At 39.6% G+C, this 18513-nt stretch carries 15 protein-coding genes; 9 read left to right on the top strand and 6 right to left on the bottom strand.

Annotated elements, in window-relative coordinates; genetic code table 11:
- Positions 1 to 56: 56 nt before the first annotated feature.
- The gene (locus LEPBI_RS04100) at positions 57 to 1271 is read right to left on the bottom strand and encodes a folylpolyglutamate synthase/dihydrofolate synthase family protein (RefSeq protein ID WP_012387847.1); all 1215 of its coding nucleotides are present in this window, start codon (positions 1269 to 1271) and stop codon (positions 57 to 59) included.
- 31 nt (positions 1272 to 1302) lie between these two features.
- Positions 1303 to 2193, bottom strand: a complete 891-nt coding sequence (locus tag LEPBI_RS04105; RefSeq protein ID WP_012387848.1) for a shikimate dehydrogenase family protein — start codon at positions 2191 to 2193, stop codon at positions 1303 to 1305.
- Positions 2194 to 2268: 75 nt separating this feature from the next.
- On the opposite strand from LEPBI_RS04105, the gene LEPBI_RS04110 reads away from it, so the two are divergent.
- Positions 2269 to 2613 (top strand): hypothetical protein, encoded by a 345-nt coding sequence (locus LEPBI_RS04110; RefSeq protein WP_012387849.1) that lies wholly within the window; start codon positions 2269 to 2271, stop codon positions 2611 to 2613.
- Here LEPBI_RS04110 and LEPBI_RS04115 read toward each other — a convergent pair.
- Positions 2521 to 3363, bottom strand: a complete 843-nt coding sequence (locus LEPBI_RS04115; protein ID WP_012387850.1) for a glycosyltransferase family 2 protein — start codon at positions 3361 to 3363, stop codon at positions 2521 to 2523. The two genes, LEPBI_RS04110 and LEPBI_RS04115, sit on opposite strands and share 93 nt — an antisense overlap.
- Positions 3364 to 3370: 7 nt before the next feature.
- On the bottom strand, positions 3371 to 4069 hold the full coding sequence (locus tag LEPBI_RS04120) for a hypothetical protein (RefSeq protein WP_012387851.1): 699 nt from the start codon (positions 4067 to 4069) through the stop codon (positions 3371 to 3373).
- A gap of 36 nt (positions 4070 to 4105) precedes the next feature.
- Between LEPBI_RS04120 and LEPBI_RS04125 the strand changes: the two genes are divergently transcribed.
- From LEPBI_RS04125 to LEPBI_RS04155, 7 genes are read left to right on the top strand one after another with little or no spacing between them, the layout of a single operon-like run.
- Positions 4106 to 5479 carry a hypothetical protein gene (locus LEPBI_RS04125; protein WP_012387852.1) on the top strand — a complete coding sequence of 458 codons (1374 nt, stop codon included), beginning with the start codon at positions 4106 to 4108 and terminating at the stop codon, positions 5477 to 5479.
- The gene (locus LEPBI_RS04130) at positions 5476 to 6633 is read left to right on the top strand and encodes a S1 RNA-binding domain-containing protein (protein WP_012387853.1); all 1158 of its coding nucleotides are present in this window, start codon (positions 5476 to 5478) and stop codon (positions 6631 to 6633) included. The genes LEPBI_RS04125 and LEPBI_RS04130 overlap by 4 nt, the downstream gene beginning before the upstream one ends.
- Before the next feature lie 7 nt (positions 6634 to 6640).
- A complete protein-coding gene (locus LEPBI_RS04135) occupies positions 6641 to 7108 on the top strand; it encodes a tRNA (cytidine(34)-2'-O)-methyltransferase (RefSeq protein WP_012387854.1) in 468 nt (155 codons plus the stop codon).
- A 48-nt stretch (positions 7109 to 7156) separates the two neighbouring features.
- Complete coding sequence (locus LEPBI_RS04140) at positions 7157 to 7825, top strand: ATP-binding protein (protein ID WP_012387855.1); 669 nt, start codon at positions 7157 to 7159, stop codon at positions 7823 to 7825.
- A gap of 6 nt (positions 7826 to 7831) precedes the next feature.
- Positions 7832 to 9826, top strand: a complete 1995-nt coding sequence (uvrB, locus tag LEPBI_RS04145; RefSeq protein WP_012387856.1) for an excinuclease ABC subunit UvrB — start codon at positions 7832 to 7834, stop codon at positions 9824 to 9826.
- Positions 9827 to 9839: 13 nt separating this feature from the next.
- Positions 9840 to 12212, top strand: coding sequence for an endopeptidase La (gene lon, locus LEPBI_RS04150; RefSeq protein ID WP_012387857.1), 2373 nt, complete (start codon positions 9840 to 9842; stop codon positions 12210 to 12212).
- Positions 12209 to 14692, top strand: a complete 2484-nt coding sequence (locus tag LEPBI_RS04155) for a transglycosylase domain-containing protein (protein WP_012387858.1) — start codon at positions 12209 to 12211, stop codon at positions 14690 to 14692. The genes lon and LEPBI_RS04155 overlap by 4 nt, the downstream gene beginning before the upstream one ends.
- Here the strand turns inward: LEPBI_RS04155 and LEPBI_RS04160 are convergent.
- On the bottom strand, positions 14649 to 16073 hold the full coding sequence (locus LEPBI_RS04160) for an ABC transporter substrate-binding protein (RefSeq protein WP_012387859.1): 1425 nt from the start codon (positions 16071 to 16073) through the stop codon (positions 14649 to 14651). The two genes, LEPBI_RS04155 and LEPBI_RS04160, sit on opposite strands and share 44 nt — an antisense overlap.
- Positions 16074 to 16075: 2 nt before the next feature.
- Between LEPBI_RS04160 and LEPBI_RS04165 the strand changes: the two genes are divergently transcribed.
- Positions 16076 to 17959: an ABC transporter ATP-binding protein gene (locus tag LEPBI_RS04165; protein WP_012387860.1), complete on the top strand. Its 1884-nt coding sequence runs from the start codon at positions 16076 to 16078 to the stop codon at positions 17957 to 17959.
- A 106-nt stretch (positions 17960 to 18065) separates the two neighbouring features.
- On the opposite strand, the gene LEPBI_RS04170 is transcribed toward LEPBI_RS04165, so the two are convergent.
- Positions 18066 to 18476, bottom strand: a complete 411-nt coding sequence (locus LEPBI_RS04170) for a zinc ribbon domain-containing protein (RefSeq protein WP_012387861.1) — start codon at positions 18474 to 18476, stop codon at positions 18066 to 18068.
- Positions 18477 to 18513 lie beyond the last annotated feature (37 nt).

The raw sequence follows: 18513 nt of genomic DNA on the forward strand, positions 1-18513 counted from the left end.
GAACGACGTTTCCTAAAAGAACAATCTCGTTCAGGATTCATTTGTAAAGTCCAATTTTACATCTTTATTGTATTTTGTATTAAATTTGCCACAATTCCATAAAGTCGGAAACTTCCTAACACCAAAATCGGTATTCTGCCTTGGAAAAAGGGTAGGATTTCCGCAGTTGTTCGGACCCTATCTGTCTTCGCAGACAAGGCACCCGTTGGTTCTGGAAACGATCCAAACCCCTCTCCCTCCCAAAGGAGGAGGCTTTCGATCTTCGTTTCCGATGGAGAAAGGGCTTCGAGGATGCCTTTTAGGTCTTTGTCGGGAAGGCTTCCGAGGAAGATGTGGAATTTGGATTGGGATTTTGCAAATTCCTGAGTCGTGGTCAAAATGGCATCAGGGTTATGGGAAGGGTCAAAGACTACGAGTGGCTCCCTTTGCATAACCTCCATCCTTCCTCTGGGTTTGGGAAGGTCCTGGAAGGAAAGGGAGGCGAGGTTTTTTTGTATATTGGGAATGATTTGGGAGATGGTATCTTTTGCAAAAAGGAAATTAGTTTCCAGATAACTTTCATTTGGTGGACAAGAAAATATATGTAAGGGAACGGAATTGGCTCTTGGTCGATTAACAAATGATGTCTTTAAGGATTCCACTTCTTCTTCCATCGCAAATAATGACAAACAACGATCTCCAATGATGGCTAACTTTTCTTGGCAGATGGCTTCTTTTGTATTCCCTAAAATGGCCGAATGGTCGAGGCCAATTTTTGTCAGCACCACATGATTTGCATCTACCAATTTGGTAGCATCAAGCCTTCCCCCGAGGCCTGCTTCCCAAATTTGAACTTCTGTGTTTTGTTCAGAAAAGAACAGGAAAGCAAAAACAGTTAAAAATTCAAAATAGGATAAAGATTCATAAAGTTCTATTTCGGGTAGGAAATGGTTTTGGAAAAGGAGGTTCAACTCATCCAAAAGGGGAAGAGTGGGATTTCCATCCCAAACCAATTGGAACCTTTCGAGTGGGGAAATTAAATGTGGTGATGTGTAAAGCCCTACCTTGTATCCCAATTTTGAGAAAAGACAAGCTAAGTAGTGTGAGGTGGAACCTTTCCCATTGGTTCCCACAACACTGATGCGTAATGGATTGTGAACGTTCTTTTGGGTTATTTTTTTTACATGTTCAAAGATAGGTTTCAAACCATCGAGAGTATAGGTTTGGAATACATTGAAGTTTCTTGTTTTTTCAATGTTTTGCCTCTCGTTTAAAAAATCTAAAAAGTTCATGATTTAGTAAAAGTTTACCTTCATACAGATTTTATTTTCTTTTTTTCAATTCATGTAAAAGAATGGACTCTACTTTTTTGATCCATTTTGGTTTGACTTTTGTGTTCGTAAATAGTTCGAACTGTCGAATCCCCTGGAAAAGCAACATATGATACCCTGGGATGATGTTTGCTTTTTTTTGTTTCGCTATTTTGACAAGATCAGTTTCCAAAGGGTTGTAGACTATGTCGAATAACGTGTGTTTTTTGGTAAAAAATTGAGAATCTAAAATGGGTTCCCCACCTACACCTTTCATTCCGATAGGTGTGGTGTGGATGATGAGATCATACTCTTCTTTTTCTTGGATCACTTGTTCTTTTGTGACTCGTCCCAACCAAGATGGATTTCCTAACGATTGTTCGATTTCACTCATCGCAGTCTCGTTTCTTGCAAGGAGGTGGACCTTACGATGGATGGATTGGTTTTTGTTTCTGCCTTCCAATTCTTTGGCAATCGAAAACAAAATCCCTTTGGCACTCCCGCCACTCCCCAGTACAAGAATGTTTTTGGATCTCTTTGGGTTTAAGAGTTCTGGGTTTGATTGTAAGATGGATTGTATGGCACCAGATCCATCTGTATTCACAGCTTCAATGCCCTCGCGTAAGAGAAGGGTATTCGATGCCAACATCGCTTTAGAAGCCTCACAAACCTTCTCTGCTTGCGTGTATGCCCATTCTTTGAAGGGAATGGTGACGGATACTCCCTTCACACCTAAATCAAGTAAGGGCTTCAGGCCGAGTTCTTTCCAACCTTCGTTTTCAAATACTAAATATACGGCATCGTAATCTGAGAGCTGGAAGAGGGTATTATGGATCCAAGGGGATAGGGTATGGCCTAAGGGAAATCCCAATATGCCAAAGATCTCAGTGTGTTTTGAATGCAATGAAAACCTCTTTTTTTTATCTTATGGACTAAACAATGGCTTACCGAAAATAGGTAATAGATAGGTACAAGACCAATGATTTCATTACCGCTTGCCGCACCATCGGAACCATGGACAATTCTCGTTGATATTTTATTCTTTTTTCTCGCATCCGCAGCCTGTGCCTATTATTTTTATTATTATAAACGTAAAGACTTACTCGGGAAATTTTGGGGCTCCACATTTGTTGCAGGCATTGGTGCACTCATTGTGTTTGCTACCTTACAAACTTACATCCGAGACATCATCATGTGGCTCATGTCACCAAAAATTGGTTCTACCCAATTATCAAACGTGAATTTGGTCGCTATTTTTCTTGGTGGATTTTTTGCCCTTTACATCATGAATCGAATCAACCATAACAAAGAAAGAAGGGACTGAGTTCGATTTTTCATATAGTTTGAGATACTTTAAAAAATTATAATAAAAACCTAGGAGAGCGAGGACAAAACCTTGTTTTCCATCTAGGATTCCTAAACGAATCCAATACATATAAAATCCTTTAAAACATCCTTTCACAAAAGCCCAAAGCACAGAACTACGTTTTCCTTTTCTATACTCTTCTTCTGCAAACAAACTCGAATAACGATCGATGAATTTCAAATGATCGGAGATATTTTTATACGAATAATGAAAGAGTGGATTTTTTAACTTGCGAGGTTTAGAAGATAATTTGACTCTTTCGTGCACCAAACCTCCGCTAAACTGTCCTTCGGATTTATGAAACAATCGAATTTGGTAATTGGGGTAATAACCACTAAAACGTATCCACTTTCCTAAATAAAAGGTAAGCCTCGGGATTAAGTATCCTTTGGTTTCCAATTGATTTTTGGAAAATAAATCTAAAATTTCTGTTTTTAAATTCGGGGACACCACTTCATCTGCATCGATGGCAAGCACCCAATCATGTTTGGTTTTGGAAATGGCAAAGTTTTTTTGGTCTGCGTAATTTTCAAATGGCCTATTGTAGACTTTCACACCGAATGATTTTGCGATTGTTACCGTCTCATCTGTGGAACCAGAATCGACGACGACTATATCGTCAATAAAGGAAATGGCTTTTAAAGTCCGACTGAGATTGTCTGCTTCGTTTAAGGTGATGATGGCGCAAGAAAGGGGAATTGATGTCATTGAAGGATTAATTAGAATCGCGTTGTGAGATGAACTTTTCGCTTAATGGTATTTCCAATCTCGCAATCGTGGAATCCTCGCCAATGATGATTCTAAAAAAATTCGGATCAATTCCTTCCCCTTTGAGCATGATGAGGATGAGTGCGAGGCCAAGTCCGGCACCTTCTGAAGTGTCCGCATTATCGATGTAAAACTGAGCGATGTCGTCATACATCATACCCTTTTCCAATCGTTCTCTGATGGACTTTTCCTCTTCTTTGGCAATTGGGGTATTGTTGATCACTTCGATGATGATGCCATCATCATTGTACTTAAAATTAATTAAACAGTAGTATCCTTTTTTTTTGGCTTTGATCCCAAACTCGTTCGACATTTCTTCCGAAAACATCTCCCTGTACTCGCGAACCCCTTTGGCATATTCGGAAGGGTTCAGCATGCTATACCCACGTTCCTCGAAAAATACCCGTTTTTGGTTGGCCTTACAGGCATTGATGGCCAATTCTTTGATGATGGTATAGAGTGTGGGGACAAGAGTGGGGTAGGTAAGTCGGTCCAGAATGAGGCCTACGGCCTCCTTGATGTGTTCCTCGACGGATTTGGAGACCCGATGGGTCTTTAGCGAGAGAATTTTCCCGTTTTCGATATGTAATTTGATGTGATCAGAAATCTCGCTTGTTTCCTTTCCCATACCCGAAATCTTTTCCATTCTAGTCCTTACTGTCAAGGTACTAAGACCGCTAGTATGAAAAACCGCAGGCTTCTATCCCTCACCTTATTCCTATCGGCCATTGCCCCCTCCATTCTTTTGTCGCAAAATTTGAAATTTAGATCCGTACGGATTTGGGACAGTGAAAAAGCAAATTTTTCCGGATTTGTCGATGTCGATGTGAACCAAGGGAAAATTGTTTCGATCAAAAACGCGAAAGAAACCAAAAATCCAGAATACCTACTACCTGGATTCTGTGATGCTTCTGTGACTCTTGGGACCAACTCTCTCGGTGGCAAGACCACAAGGACGGAATTCCCAAAAGTACTTTCTGGTTTTTTATCAGCAGGATTTAGCCATATTGAGTCCGTTGCTGATCCCAATCTTTCCGCTCTTTCCACTGAGATCTCCAAATCCAAATGGAATGCACCCATTCTCAGCCAATCACAAAAACCTCATTTGTATCCAGAGCTTCCATTGGGTGAGGGAGCCATTTACCAATCGGGTCTCAAAGGGAATGTTGACCCCAAACGGAATCGTCATGTTCCTATTTTTCTAAAGGAAAATGAAAACAAAGGATTTTCACAAACCGAACTTTTTTCCAAACGAAAAGAATTAGAAACAAATGGGCAATTGGCAGTGGCCTATACCTTTGCCGATCAAACCAGTTGGGAAGATGCCCTAGACACGGGTTTTTCTGTCCTCTTCCACCCCATGCCAGAAGGGACCAATCTCTTCCGTGCCCAAAAACGAGATTTTTTATGGGCACCTCTTTTTGGCATCGTGTACCTCCAAGAATTACGCGGGAAACCAGACGAGTGGAAGGAAGAACAAAAAATCTGGTCAGAACTGAACCCTCATTTTGGAAAAACATGGAAGGAGAGTTTGGTTCTAGACGGAGAAAATCTGGCAACCGAATCCAATTTGCCATTTTCCGTTTATGCATCTCAGTTCCGTTTGGAAAAAGAAACCCACTCCCATCTCCTCTTTGCGAGTGGAGCAGGGCATTTTGGACTCTTCTCTGGGCAAGCGGCTGTGGTCGAAGTCAGGTTATGGGAATCCTTATTACAGGAAACGGAGAAAAAGTCAGAACATCCCAAGGACAGAGCCGTCCCGTTTTGGGAATCACTCTTCGGACAAAAATCCCTCACCCTCCTTCCCATTCAAAATGACGAAGAAAGCCTTCCCCGAGTGCGGCGCCGGATCATCCAAACCCTGACGGAAACCACCTGCCAATATGTGGGTGCCGATCATGGAGGGAAACTCAGAGTGGGTGGTCCTGCTCATTTTTCCGTCCTTGCAGAAAATCCTCTGAAACGCACCTCCGGAATATTTCCAATTGAATCCATGGTATTAGGAGGAAAATTGGTATATACCTCCAAACCCACCAAGGAAGGAACCGCAAAATGAAAGGCCCATCCTCAGAATTTGATCGATTATTAGAAGAAAGTTTTAAAAAAAGACAATCCATTGAACCCGGCTCGCGTCACGAAGCCAAAGTAACAGCTGTTAAAAACGATTATGTGTTTATCAGAACGGTTGAAAATAAAGTCATCGGAAATATTTCCACAGAAGAATGGAGAGAGGATGTTTTGCCAAAAATTGGTGATCACATTGTCGTTTATTTTTTAAAAGAAAATTCTGGTGACTTTTATTTTACCACTTGTTTGTCAGCTGACAACCTAACAGAAGAAAATTTAGAATTAGCAAACCAATTTGAAATCCCAGTGCTTGGGCAAATGTTACAAGAAGGAAGTGGTGGATGGGATGTGAAACTTGGAAGTTACACAGCATTTGTCCCTTTTAGCCAATTGGATGTTTCCTTAAAGGGAAAAAACATCGGAGGGAAACGGATTAAGTTTATCATCTCCGAACTTGGAAAAAAACAAAACAAAATTCTACTCTCTCAGAAAAAAATAGCTGATAAAGAACGTGAGACCAAAAAGCAGTTGTTACGTGATGAATTAAAAGTTGGAATGTTTGTTTCCTGTAACGTCAAAAGCATTCATAAATTTGGACTCATTGTGGACATGGATGGTTTGGACGCACTTGTTCCTCAGTCAGAAGCAACCTATAAAAAAAATCCAGACCTAACGACCGAATTTCGTGTGGGTGAAACCCTCCGTGCCAAAATTTTAACTTTGGATTGGTCCACAAATAAAATCTCTCTCAGTGTGAAAGATTTTTTATCAGATCCATGGTCAGGGAAACTCCCCTTCAAAGAATCTGATATCGTATCTGGAACTGTCGAATCCATCAAACCCTTCGGACTTTTTGTACGGTTGGGAGAAGATTTTTCAGGCCTTGTTCCAAATAAAGAATCAGGTGTCCCCCAACGAACACCACTCAATACGGTTTTCCAACCAGGCCAAAAACTGGAAGTCTTCGTACTCGAAATCAACCCTGAAAAAAGACAAATTGCTTTATCGATTACAAAAGCAGCCGAAGCGAAAGACCGAATGGAATACCAAGATTACCTTTCCAAAGATGATGCCACTACTTCTGTTTCTAGTTTTGGTCTTGCATTGAAACAGTCTTTGGAAAACCAAAAGAAAAAGAAGTAAGTTCCCTTTGGAAATTGCACTGTTTCGTCCCGAAATTCCACCTAACACTGGTAACATAGCGCGCCTTTGTGTGAATGCTGGTGTGCCACTTTCCATTGTGGGGGAACCTGCCTTTGATCTCTCTGAAAAAGCAGTCCGGCGGGCAGGGCTTGACTATTGGAAGGATTTAGAGCTCCATCGATATCCCGATTGGGATTGGTTCCAGAAGGAGAAAGAAACCCAAGGGAAACGAATCTTTCTTGTTTCCAAGTTTGGGAAAAAAGTTTACTGGGATGTTTCTTTTTCTTCTAAAGATGTGTTCTTGTTTGGCAGGGAGACCTCAGGTTTACCAGAAGAAATTCACAAAGGACACCCTTCTGACCAAATCATTTCGATTCCCATGGCAGAATCGAGTCGCTCCATCAATTTGTCCAATGCAGTTGCCATCATCCTTTATGAAGCACTGCGCCAAGAAAAAACACGGACTATCCCCTAAAGGATAAAACAATTTACAACTCCTCCGTTCCCATTGAAATGGGAATATATGCCGTTCCCTCTCTCCAGAACTGAGTTAGAGAAAGAAATCAAAACTTTGTTCTCCAATGGACTTTCGGGGAATGTGAACGATTTTTACTCTTGGGTGTTTATGGAAACCCAGAGAAAATTCAAAGATGTTCCAGACACAACTTTGGAAGCTGTCATTTCCGTTTTGGATGAGTTTGTCAAAGACAGTCTCATTACCACAAATCCCATTGATCCACGCGAATACTATATTGCGGAAGAGTCACCCATCATCCGAAAGATGGGAGCAACAGAAACTTTTGTCATCTTAGGTGCACTTCATTATAATCCCATGCAATATGTTCGAGCCAGGCTTGCTTATTTTCTGAAACGAAATGGAATCGGGGAAGAGTTACGAATGGACCTTTGCATTGCGACAGTAGAAGCTGTGGAAAATGCAGCGAAGTATGGAGATGGTGGTGGAGTGGAAGTCACCTTCCAAATTGACAAACATAAAGTTTTTACAATTGAAATGATCAACACCGTAAAAGATTTTAATTTAGAAGATGATATCCAAAGAGGTAAATTTTCATCCACAGCAACCCTCATGCGTGGTATGATGGTCATGCAAAAACTTTTTGATTCAGTGGACTTAGAGATCACTGATAACAGAAAACAAGCTATCCTTAAAGCAACTCGTAAACTAACATAGGTTCCTATGGCAAATTTCAAAATGGTTTCTCCCTTTAAAGCTGCCGGAGACCAAGTGAAAGCAATTGAAAATATTGCGAAGTCATTCGGTGAAGGTAAAAATAAAATCACTCTAGTCGGTGTGACTGGGTCAGGTAAGACGTTTACTATGGCCGAGGTGATCACTCGGGTCAAAAAACCCACCTTGATTTTATCGCATAATAAAACATTAGCGGCGCAGTTATTCCGTGAGTTTAAAGAATTTTTTCCTGAAAATGCCGTAGAGTATTTTGTTTCTTATTACGATTATTACCAACCAGAAGCCTATGTCCCTTCTTCTGATACCTTTATCGAAAAAGATATGTCGATGAATGAAGAAATCGACAAACTGAGGTTACGTGCCACTTCCAGTCTTTTGGAACGAGATGATGTGATTATCGTAAGTTCAGTTTCTTGCATTTATGGTTTGGGTTCACCTGAAGATTATATGAACTCTGTGGTGATGTTACAAGTTGGTGATAAAATTGACCGCGACCAAATCATTCGTAAATTCTTACACATCCAATATGCGAGAAACGATATTGATTTTAGTCGTGGTAATTTTCGTGTTCGCGGAGATACAATTGAAATCATGCCTTCTTACCAAGAAGAGGGAATCCGAATTGAACTTTTTGGAGATGAAATCGATGGACTTTCCAAAATTGATCCTCTCACGGGAAAGGTAAAAATCAAACTTGATCGTGTCGTCGTTTATCCCGCCAAACACTTCATCACTTCAGGGCCTAAAATCAAAGATGCCATGGAAAAAATCAAAGAAGAGATGGCGGCCCAAAAGGAATATTTTTTAAAACAAGGCAAACACCTCGAAGCAGAACGAATTGAGTCTCGAACGAATTACGATATGGAAATGTTACTCGAACTTGGGTATTGTAGTGGGATCGAAAACTACTCTCGTCATCTGACTGGAAGAGCGGAAGGGGAACGGCCTGCCTGTTTACTCGATTATTTTCCTGGAAAAGATTTTTTACTCATCATTGATGAATCACATGTCACTCTCCCACAAATTGGTGGAATGTATGCAGGTGATAGATCCAGAAAACAAACGTTAGTTGAATTTGGGTTTCGGTTACCGAGTGCACTCGATAACAGACCATTGAATTTTACAGAATTTGAAGCGATGACTCCAAGGACTTTGTATGTGTCAGCAACTCCAGACCAAAATGAATTGAATAAAAGTGAAGCGGTATTTGAACAAATCATTCGGCCTACTGGACTTCTGGATCCAGTCGTGGAAGTAAGGCCAACGACAAATCAAATCGAAGATTTATTAAATGAAATCAGGCTTCGTATCAACCAAAAAGAAAGGGTCCTCATTACCACTCTCACTAAAAAAATGTCAGAAGATTTGACTGACTATTATAAAGAAGTGGGTCTAAAGATCGCTTATTTACATTCGGAAATTGATACTATCGAAAGAACTGAAATCATTCGGGACTTACGAAAGGGAGTTTACGATTGTATTGTCGGGATCAATTTGTTACGTGAAGGTTTGGATATTCCTGAAGTTTCGCTTGTTGCCATCTTAGATGCTGACAAAGAGGGTTTCCTTCGAAATTATAAATCACTCGTCCAAACCATTGGTCGTGCCGCAAGGAACGTAAACGGAAAAGCCATCCTCTATGCAGATCGTATGACTGATTCCATCAAAAAAGCGATGAGTGAAACAGAACGTCGTCGGTTGATCCAAGAAGCACATAATGAGAAAATGGGGATCACACCACAGACAATTCAAAAAGAAATTCATGATATCCTTCCAAGAGAGATGGCAGAAGAGGATAGCAAAGAAGAAGCATTAAAAGATTTAGAAAAAGAATTTACCTTGAAGAAATACAAAACCAAAGACAAGTTACGTGAAGCTTTGAAACGTGAGATGTTACGTTACGCAAATGACATGGATTTTGAGAAGGCGGCCATGTTTCGTGATAAAATGTTAGCACTTGGCCCAGACAAAATTGAAACATAAGGAAGGATACGGATTGGAATCAAATGAATTTTGGGAAAACCCAAACAAATTGGCAAGACTAGAAGATACTTTACCGAAACAGATCTTTTTACTTCCGATCAAAGTACGACCCGTTTTTCCTGGTATCATCACTCCTCTCATCGTACCCCCAGGTCGGTTCATCCAGTCCATCGAAGAGTCTTCCAAGGGGGCAGGGTTTTTAGGACTGATTTTACTCAAAGAAGATGAATCGGAACTACCTTCAGAAGATAATATTTTTCAAATTGGAGTTGTCGCAAGGATTCTAAAAAAAATCAACCTACCTGATGGTGGGATGAATATACTCGTCAATACCATCCAACGGTTCAAAATCAATTCGATTCATACCAAAGAACCAATGTTAATTGCCAACGTGGCCTACCCAGAAGAAGAACTGGGTACAAGCAAAAATAATATCAAGGCACTCATGCGAACCTTACTCATTCTGACTAAGGAACTGGCACAAAACAATCCTTTGTTTACAGAAGATATGAAGTTGACCATGATGAATGTGAACGAACCGGCAAAGATGGCCGATTTTGTTTGTTCTATTCTTAATTTGGAAAAAGAAGAATACCAATCTGTCATCGAAGCTATTCATATCAATGATCGCTTGGAAAAGGTGCTTTTATTCTTAAAAAAAGAAATTGAGCTCGTCGTTTTACAGAAAAAAATCCAAGAACAAATCAATGATAAAATTGATAACCAACAAAGGCAATTTTTCTTAAGAGAACAGCTTAAGGCCATACAACAAGAATTAGGTGTTGGTGAGGATAAAACAGAACAAAAATACGATAAACTACTGACTCGATTGAAAGCCATCCCTGTTGCGGATGAAATCATCGTGGAAGTGGAAAGAGAAATTGATAAATTCAAAAATTCAGATCCCATTTCCAGTGATTATAATGTGATCAGAAACTATTTGGATTTGGTAGATAGTTTGCCATGGGAAAAACCAGCATTAAAGGATATCAATCTCTTACATGCCAAAAAAGTTCTCAACCGAGACCATCATAAATTAGAAGATGTAAAGGAAAGGATTTTAGAGTTTTTAGCGGTCCATAAACTGAATCCTAAAAGTAAGGGCTCCATCCTTTGTCTTGTTGGTCCACCAGGTGTGGGGAAAACTTCCATTGCAAAATCCATTGCAGAGGCATTGGGAAGAAAGTTTTACCGGTTTAGTGTTGGTGGTGTGAGAGATGAAGCAGAGATCAAAGGGCATCGTCGAACTTACATTGGGGCCATGCCAGGAAAACTCATCAATGCACTCAAGATCACAAAAGAAAGAGATACTGTGATCTTACTCGATGAAATTGATAAGATGTCGCAAGGATACCAAGGGGATCCGCAAGCAGCACTATTGGAAGTTCTGGATCCAGAACAAAATTTTAATTTTAGGGATCATTATTTAGATCTGCCATTTGATTTGTCGGATGTTTTGTTCATTGCTACTGCCAATACATTCGAACCCATCCCACGTGTCTTACTCGATCGAATGGAAGTGATCCAACTTTCAGGATATATCACCGAAGAAAAAGTACAGATCTTCCAGAAGTATCTTTGGAGTAAAATTTTTATCAAAAATGGATTAAATCCTGATTCTTTTTCGATGAAAAAAGAGACAGTGACACTCCTCATTAATTCTTATTCTAGAGAATCGGGGTTACGTGGTCTCGAAAAAACATTTGATAAATTGGTTAGAAAACTTGCCCTCAAACAAGTGTTAAAGGAAAAGTATTCCAAAGAAATCAGAGAAAAGGATTTGGTAGAATACTTAGGTCCTCCTCCATTTGTGGACGATCGAATGACGATTCCAAAAGTTCCAGGTACAGCTTTAGGACTTGCTTGGACGAACGCTGGTGGGTCTACCTTACTCATCGAAGCTGTCCTTATCCCTGGCAAAGGTGGTCTCACTCTCACTGGGCAAATGGGGAAAATGATGGAAGAGTCAGCAAACATTGCTTTGTCGTTTGTGAAAAACTATTTAAACAACGATTTGTTATTTGAGAAAAAAGCCATCCACTTACACGTGCCAGACGGTGCTACTCCCAAAGATGGTCCTAGCGCTGGGATCACTATGGCGACGGCTATTTTATCACTTGTGACGAACCGCGTGGTAAATCCAGGTTTTGGGATGACAGGGGAGTTGACATTAACAGGTGAAGTTCTTGCCATTGGTGGTTTACGAGAAAAAATTGTGGCGGCCAAACGTGTGGGAATCAAAAAAATTATCTTCCCAAAGGACAACGAAAAAGCCTTCCAAGAAATCCCTGATTATGTGAAAAAAGGTGTGAGTTTTTATCCGGTCACTCGATTTGAAGAAGTCGAAACACTATTGTTTGGTAAATCGAAGAGTAAAAAAAGATGAACTACAAAAATAATTCCTTTTATTTGATATTAGAAGTATTGTATGGGCATCTAACGGATCTATTGCGGTTTTTATGGCAGAAAAAAAATCAAGTATTGGCCATTGGCTTCATTGTAGGAGTATTTCTTAGTTTTTTCTTTTTAGGTGGCGCCTATGTAGTATGGTCTGGTGAAGAGACAAGGGTTCATAAATCATTAGAAAAATACAGGTCCGAAGTTTCTAATTTTTACGATAGTTTCCAACCCAAATCAGTGAAGATCCTTGATCGCAGTGGAAAAGTGATGGGTGAATTTTATCGCCGAAATTTTCGCCCCATTCGTACTGATAATTTAGCAAAACATAATGTCATTGTTTGGGCGGTGTTATCGTCGGAAGATCGGGAGTTTTTTTCCCACTCTGGTCTAAACTATACGGCCATTATGCGCGCAGTTGTTACCAATTTGGTTCAGTTTCGATTGTCCCAAGGTGGATCGACCATCTCACAACAGTTAGCAAAATTAACTCTTAATCTTGGGAAGCGTAATTTATTCAATAAACTAACTGAATTGTATTGTACGTTTTATATAGAAAGCCATTACTCTAAAGAAGAGATTTTGGCTATGTATTTAAACCAAATTTTTTTGGGAGAAGGGAATACTGGAGTGGAAGAAGCCGCTCGATATTATTTTCGTAAACCCGCATCGGAACTGAGTCCTGAAGAAGCAGCTCTACTTGTGGGGATTATCCCTGCCCCGAGTGTTTACAATCCCGTTCGGAATCTTGGAATCGCACTTTCAAGACAGAAACGCGTGTTATACGATATGGCGAGAAATCCGGAACTCCATCCGTCGCAGAAGGATATACCTGTTAAGTTTTCTGATTCCATCGAAGTGAATTTAAAACGATTTAGAACCATCTACAAAGTGAAAGAATCAAAGGATGAAGATGGGAATCCCAAATACTCAAGTGAAATTGGAAAGTATGGTGCCGATAAAGATTTTCGCGTCAATTTAGCTCCTGATTTTAATTCTGAGATTCGTCGGTTCATTTTAGAAAAATTTTCCAATGAAGATTTGGAAGAACGAGGCCTTCTTGTTTACACGACCCTCGATTTGGAGAAACAAAGGTTCGCAGAAGATGCTTTGCGCATCGGTGTCGATTCGGTTCGAAGTGATCTCTCCAAACAAGAGTCAGAATACCAGAAAAAAGGGAAAGGTGATCTTGCTGAAGTGACAAGGAGCATCTTACCACAGTTAAGTGGATCTATGATTTCACTCGACCCCGAAACGGGAGATGTGGAGGCAATGGTTGGTGGTTATAAAATCTCAAACGTGTTTCGCTTTAATCGTGCAGAAGAAGCCAAACGCCAACCAGGTTCCACGATCAAAGCTTTGGTCTATGCACTTGCATTTGAAAAACGAATTGTAAATCCATCCTCTAAAATCAAAGACGAAAAATTGGATATCTCCGGTTACTCACCGAAAAACTGGTACAAAGGATACAAAGGGGAGATCACTGTCCGCCAAGCTTTGGCCCAATCGGTGAATACGGTATCCGTGAAATTATTACACGAGGTTGGAATTTCTTATTTCATCCAAAAATTAAGTGCGATCCTTTCGATTCCTGAAGAAGAAGCAGAACAAAGATTCCAACGAAATTTATCCCTAGCGCTTGGTTCCGGTGAACTTAGTCCAATGGAGCTTTCTGTGATTTATGCTACCTTAATGAATGGAGGAAGACGAGTCACTCCCCGTAAAATCATTAAAATCACAGACATGGATGGAAATGAATTTTATAATACTGTCCCCAATGAAGCCGCCGAACAAATATTAGATCCTGTTGCCTGTGCCATGGCCATCAATACTTTGCAGTCTGTTTTGACTGAAGAAGGAACAATGACCTTAAAACGTAAGGAAGGGGAACCATTTTTATACGCGGGTAAAACAGGAACAGTCCAATCTCCAAAACTCAAATCATCAAAATGGAAAGGGATCAAAGGTGTGAGAGATGTTTGGTTTGCAGGTCTTACTCCAAGGAATGTAACGGTAGTTTGGGTGGGTCATGATGAAGGAGCTCCTTTCCCCGGGTCTGGTTCAGGAGTGTCTGGAGGAATTTGGTATCGTTATATTCAAAATGTAAAATCGAAATTGGGAATGGGAAACCAATTGGTTCCTAGTTTTGTTGGCGATTTTGTTAAAGTGGATGTATGCGCTGATGATGGTACCTTAATAGAAAATCATCCTGATTATGTATGTAAGGTGCCTCTTTTTGCACAATATTATTACATTGGAGATTTACCTCCGAAACGGAATGGATTTAATAAATCGGATCCACAACCAAATATGATTACCCAGCCCAACCTAACAGAAGAAGATGATTCTGAAATCTCAACCTATGAAACTGATGGATCAAAAGTGCAACCTACTGCAGTAGATTCTGTGGAATTGGAACCACCTCTTATAGATAATCGGCGAGTTCGGTATAACGAAGAAACTCCTTAGATACCAAATAATTTTCCTGGATGGACCACAGGAAAATCCAGGGTTTGTCCAACGTTACAGTTTCAATTACTTTTATAGCGTCTGTTAAGTTCCGATTGGGTTTGTTGAAAATGAGTCCAAGTTTAGGATTTTGATAGAAAGACCTGTTCCCACCATTCCCAGTTTTGTCTGGATGAAAAAGTGGGTCCAAAAAATTCCAAACAGAATCATAATCGGAATACCATGTTAGGAGTGTTAAGTCTCCTTTTCCCTCTCCGTTTTCTTTGTATAGAGGAGCTTTTTCCATCGGTTTTAATTTAATTTTTAATCCAATCTCTTCTAGCGCTTGTTTAATGGCTCTTCCTTTGGTTTGGTTTTCGTCATCCCCACGCATTCGAAATTCAATTTGTTTTGTTAAAATATTCGGATAACATCTGGATTGTTTTAATTCAATTAACGCTTTCTCTCTGTTGTATGAAATATCGATGTTAGTTAATTTTAATTTTAATGTTTCCAAATACGGTAATGGAATTGGACCATACGTTAGATCCGCATGATTTTCTAAGAGTTTTTGAATGATGAGTTCTCTTGGAATACTAAAGTTAAGTGCATTTCGGAAATGAAAATCAAAACATGGATTCGTTTGGTTGATGGTAACATATTGTACGGATCTTCCTTTTTTTGTTAGAGCGTATATCGATGTTGCTTCTGGGATCGAAAGTAAAAAATCCGATAGTTTAAAAGCATCTAATTCTGATTTGCGATATAAAAACAATGAGGTCGTAGATTGAGGTAAAATATAAAATCGTATGCTTTTTGGGAATTGAATTCCATTGTCTTTTTGGTAATGGATGTCGATGAATTCATTTTTTTTCCAATTCACTAGTTTGTATTTCCCATACGTTTTTAACGTATTTTTTGCCCACTCTTCTTTCCCAATGATAGAGGCAAATGGTAAACTGAGTTTTTCCTTCCATTCCGATTCTGATGTGTCTTTTCGGATATGTAACTCGAGTACGGATCCCGAGAGGATCTCAACTGATTTCAAAAACTGATAATCCGCTTTTCTTGGATAGGATTCTAAGATCAGTCGAGATAAACTAAATTGGATGTCCTGAATTGGTGGACTGTCTGAGTTCAGGGTAAACCGTAAAATGCTTTCGGAAGCACTTTGCACTTTTGTTTCCTTTGTGATCCAAGGGGAGATAAAAAATCCTTTTTCTGAAATAAAGAGCCCTTGGTGGAGGAATCGAGCTAGTTTTTGGCTTGTGAGATCAGTGCTAAAAAGTGGATCCAAATTCGTTGGGTCTGATGGCAGAGCAATTTTAATGTCAAACTCTACAGAATCTCTCCTACAAAAAGTGAGGGACAAGAGAAAGAAAACGAGGGATAAGGTTCTCATACGTGAAGATTTACCGAAAACTCTGGCCATATTTGGCGAAATACAAATACAGACTCAGCTTAGGAGTTTTTCTGTCTATATTTGTTTCTATTTTTAACGGCGCTTCGCTCACCTCGCTCATCCCAATCTTTGATTCCTTGGGAACTGGCGAAAATTATAAGTTTCAAATTGCCCTAACCAAAAAAGACCAGACACTTCTCTCCGAATATAAAAATCCCGATCGTTTGCAAGGGCTGACATACTGGGAATGGCAATTTGCCAATCTCAAAGAAAAAACCAATGCAGAACTTGCCGAAAAAAAACCAGATGATTTGGTTTATCTATTTTGCCTCATCATTTTACCCATTTATTTTTTGAAGCTTCTTTGCCTGGCAGGCACTGTTTATTTTGTCAATTCGGCTGGGTTACTCGCTGTAAAAGACCTGCGCCAAGCCCTTTATCAAAAACTCCAAGTATTACCTCTCAATGAATTTTACCGTGAAAAAACGGGAGTTCTCATGAGTCGGGTCATCAATGACGTCGACATCGTTGGCAAAGTGGTATCGAATGATTTAAAAGATGCCATCAATGACTTTTTTTACATCATCACCCATTTAATCATCTTACTAGTGTTAAGTTGGAAATTGTTTTTTTTACTTTTTATTGTCATCCCCCTTATCGTTGGACCGGTGAGTACCTTTGCCGATCGAATTCGAAGGACCACCAAAAACCAACAAGAGCAGTTGTCTGAATTAAATGGTGACCTCCAGGAAGTGATTTCTGGAATCCGAGTGATCCGTGCTTTTTCAATGGAAGAAAAGGAAGCGGAACGATTTTTTAAAGTCAACCAAAACCTATCTGACAAAACATTTAAGACTCACTTTTACCATCAAATAGGTCCCGCCTTAACAGAGTTATCTGGTTCGGTTGTTACCATGGTGTTTTTGGGGATAGGAGCTTATTTATTAGAAGATTCCAGTTTTTCCAAAGGTATGTTCATCGCATTTTTTCTAACGCTCATTTTTCTAATGCGTCCTCTCAAACAAATGAGCATATTGGTGAATTTAATCCAAGCCTCAGTGATAGCAAGTGACCGAGTCTTTGAAATCCTTGGACGGGATGTTGACATCAAAGAACCAATATCTCCAAAACCATTAGGTCATTTGGAAAAAGCGATCGAATACAAAAATGTAACTTATCTTTATCCCAATACAGATTTATATGCATTAAAAAATATCAACCTCACCTTACCGAAAGGAGGAACCATTGCCATTGTTGGTTCCTCTGGTGCAGGAAAATCCACATTAGTTGATTTGTTACCAAGATTGATTGATCCTTCTGAAGGTGGGATTTTTTGGGATGATGTGAACGCCAAAGATTTGAGTTTGGATAATCTCCGAAAACGAATTGGTGTGGTTTCTCAAAATATTTTTTTGTTCAATGGTTCCATTCGAGAAAACATTGCCTTTGGAAAACCAGATGCATCTGAAGAAGAAATCCGAAGAGCTGCTGAAGATGCATTTGCTTCCGAGTTCATTGAATCCTTTGAAGAAGGTTACGATACGATCGTCGGCGAACGGGGAGTGATGTTGTCTGGAGGCCAAAGGCAGAGGATCTCCATTGCAAGGACATTACTTGCCAATCCAGAAGTCCTTATTTTAGATGAAGCAACTTCAGCATTGGATACAGAATCGGAAAGATTGATCCAACAAGCATTTGTTCGATTGTACGAAAACAAAACGGTTATCATCATTGCTCACCGTTTATCGACTGTTAAAATTGCTGATACGATCTACTATTTAGAAAATGGAGAGATTGTTGAATCCGGAAGTCACACAGATCTCTTACAAAATCCAAATTCCAAATACAAACGATTGTATGATATGCAGTTTTCGAATTCGAATTGAAACTAAGGATTCCAAGTCGATAGAATGTAATCAAAAACAAATTTCAATTTCTAGTTCTATCATTCCACACAAATGAAATCTTTTGTTTGAATCATCAGTTTTTGAATTATGCCAATCGACCAGTGCCACAGTTCGGGCAAAATTTTGCATTGGGTACTGGAACAAAAGATCCACAATTGGCACATGTCCAGTTTGAGTTGATCTTCGGTTGGTTCATCGTTACTGTCCCTTTTCGTTTTTCCACTAATTCCGATTCAACTGTTTCCAATTCTTCTATGTAAGGAATGGATTGAGATTGGAATTCCTCTTCTGTGAGTTTTCCAGAATCAAAGTCAGATCGAATGTCTTTTAAAGAATCGAGTAGGTTACTCTTTTTTTCATAAATAGCTTTGAGGTGTGCCTCGGTTTCTTTCCCAAAGGGAGATTCATCCACTTGGAACCGATAGTAAAACAATATAAATGGCGCAATCAGAATGATTCCAAATAATACCGAATAGAAATATAAGAGAAAATCCATACGTTCAGAATTTGGACTTTTTATTTTTAGGCAATCT

Origin of the sequence: Leptospira biflexa serovar Patoc strain 'Patoc 1 (Paris)' (assembly GCF_000017685.1) — a bacterium.
In the GTDB taxonomy this organism is placed as follows: Bacteria; Spirochaetota; Leptospiria; order Leptospirales; family Leptospiraceae; genus Leptospira_A; species Leptospira_A biflexa.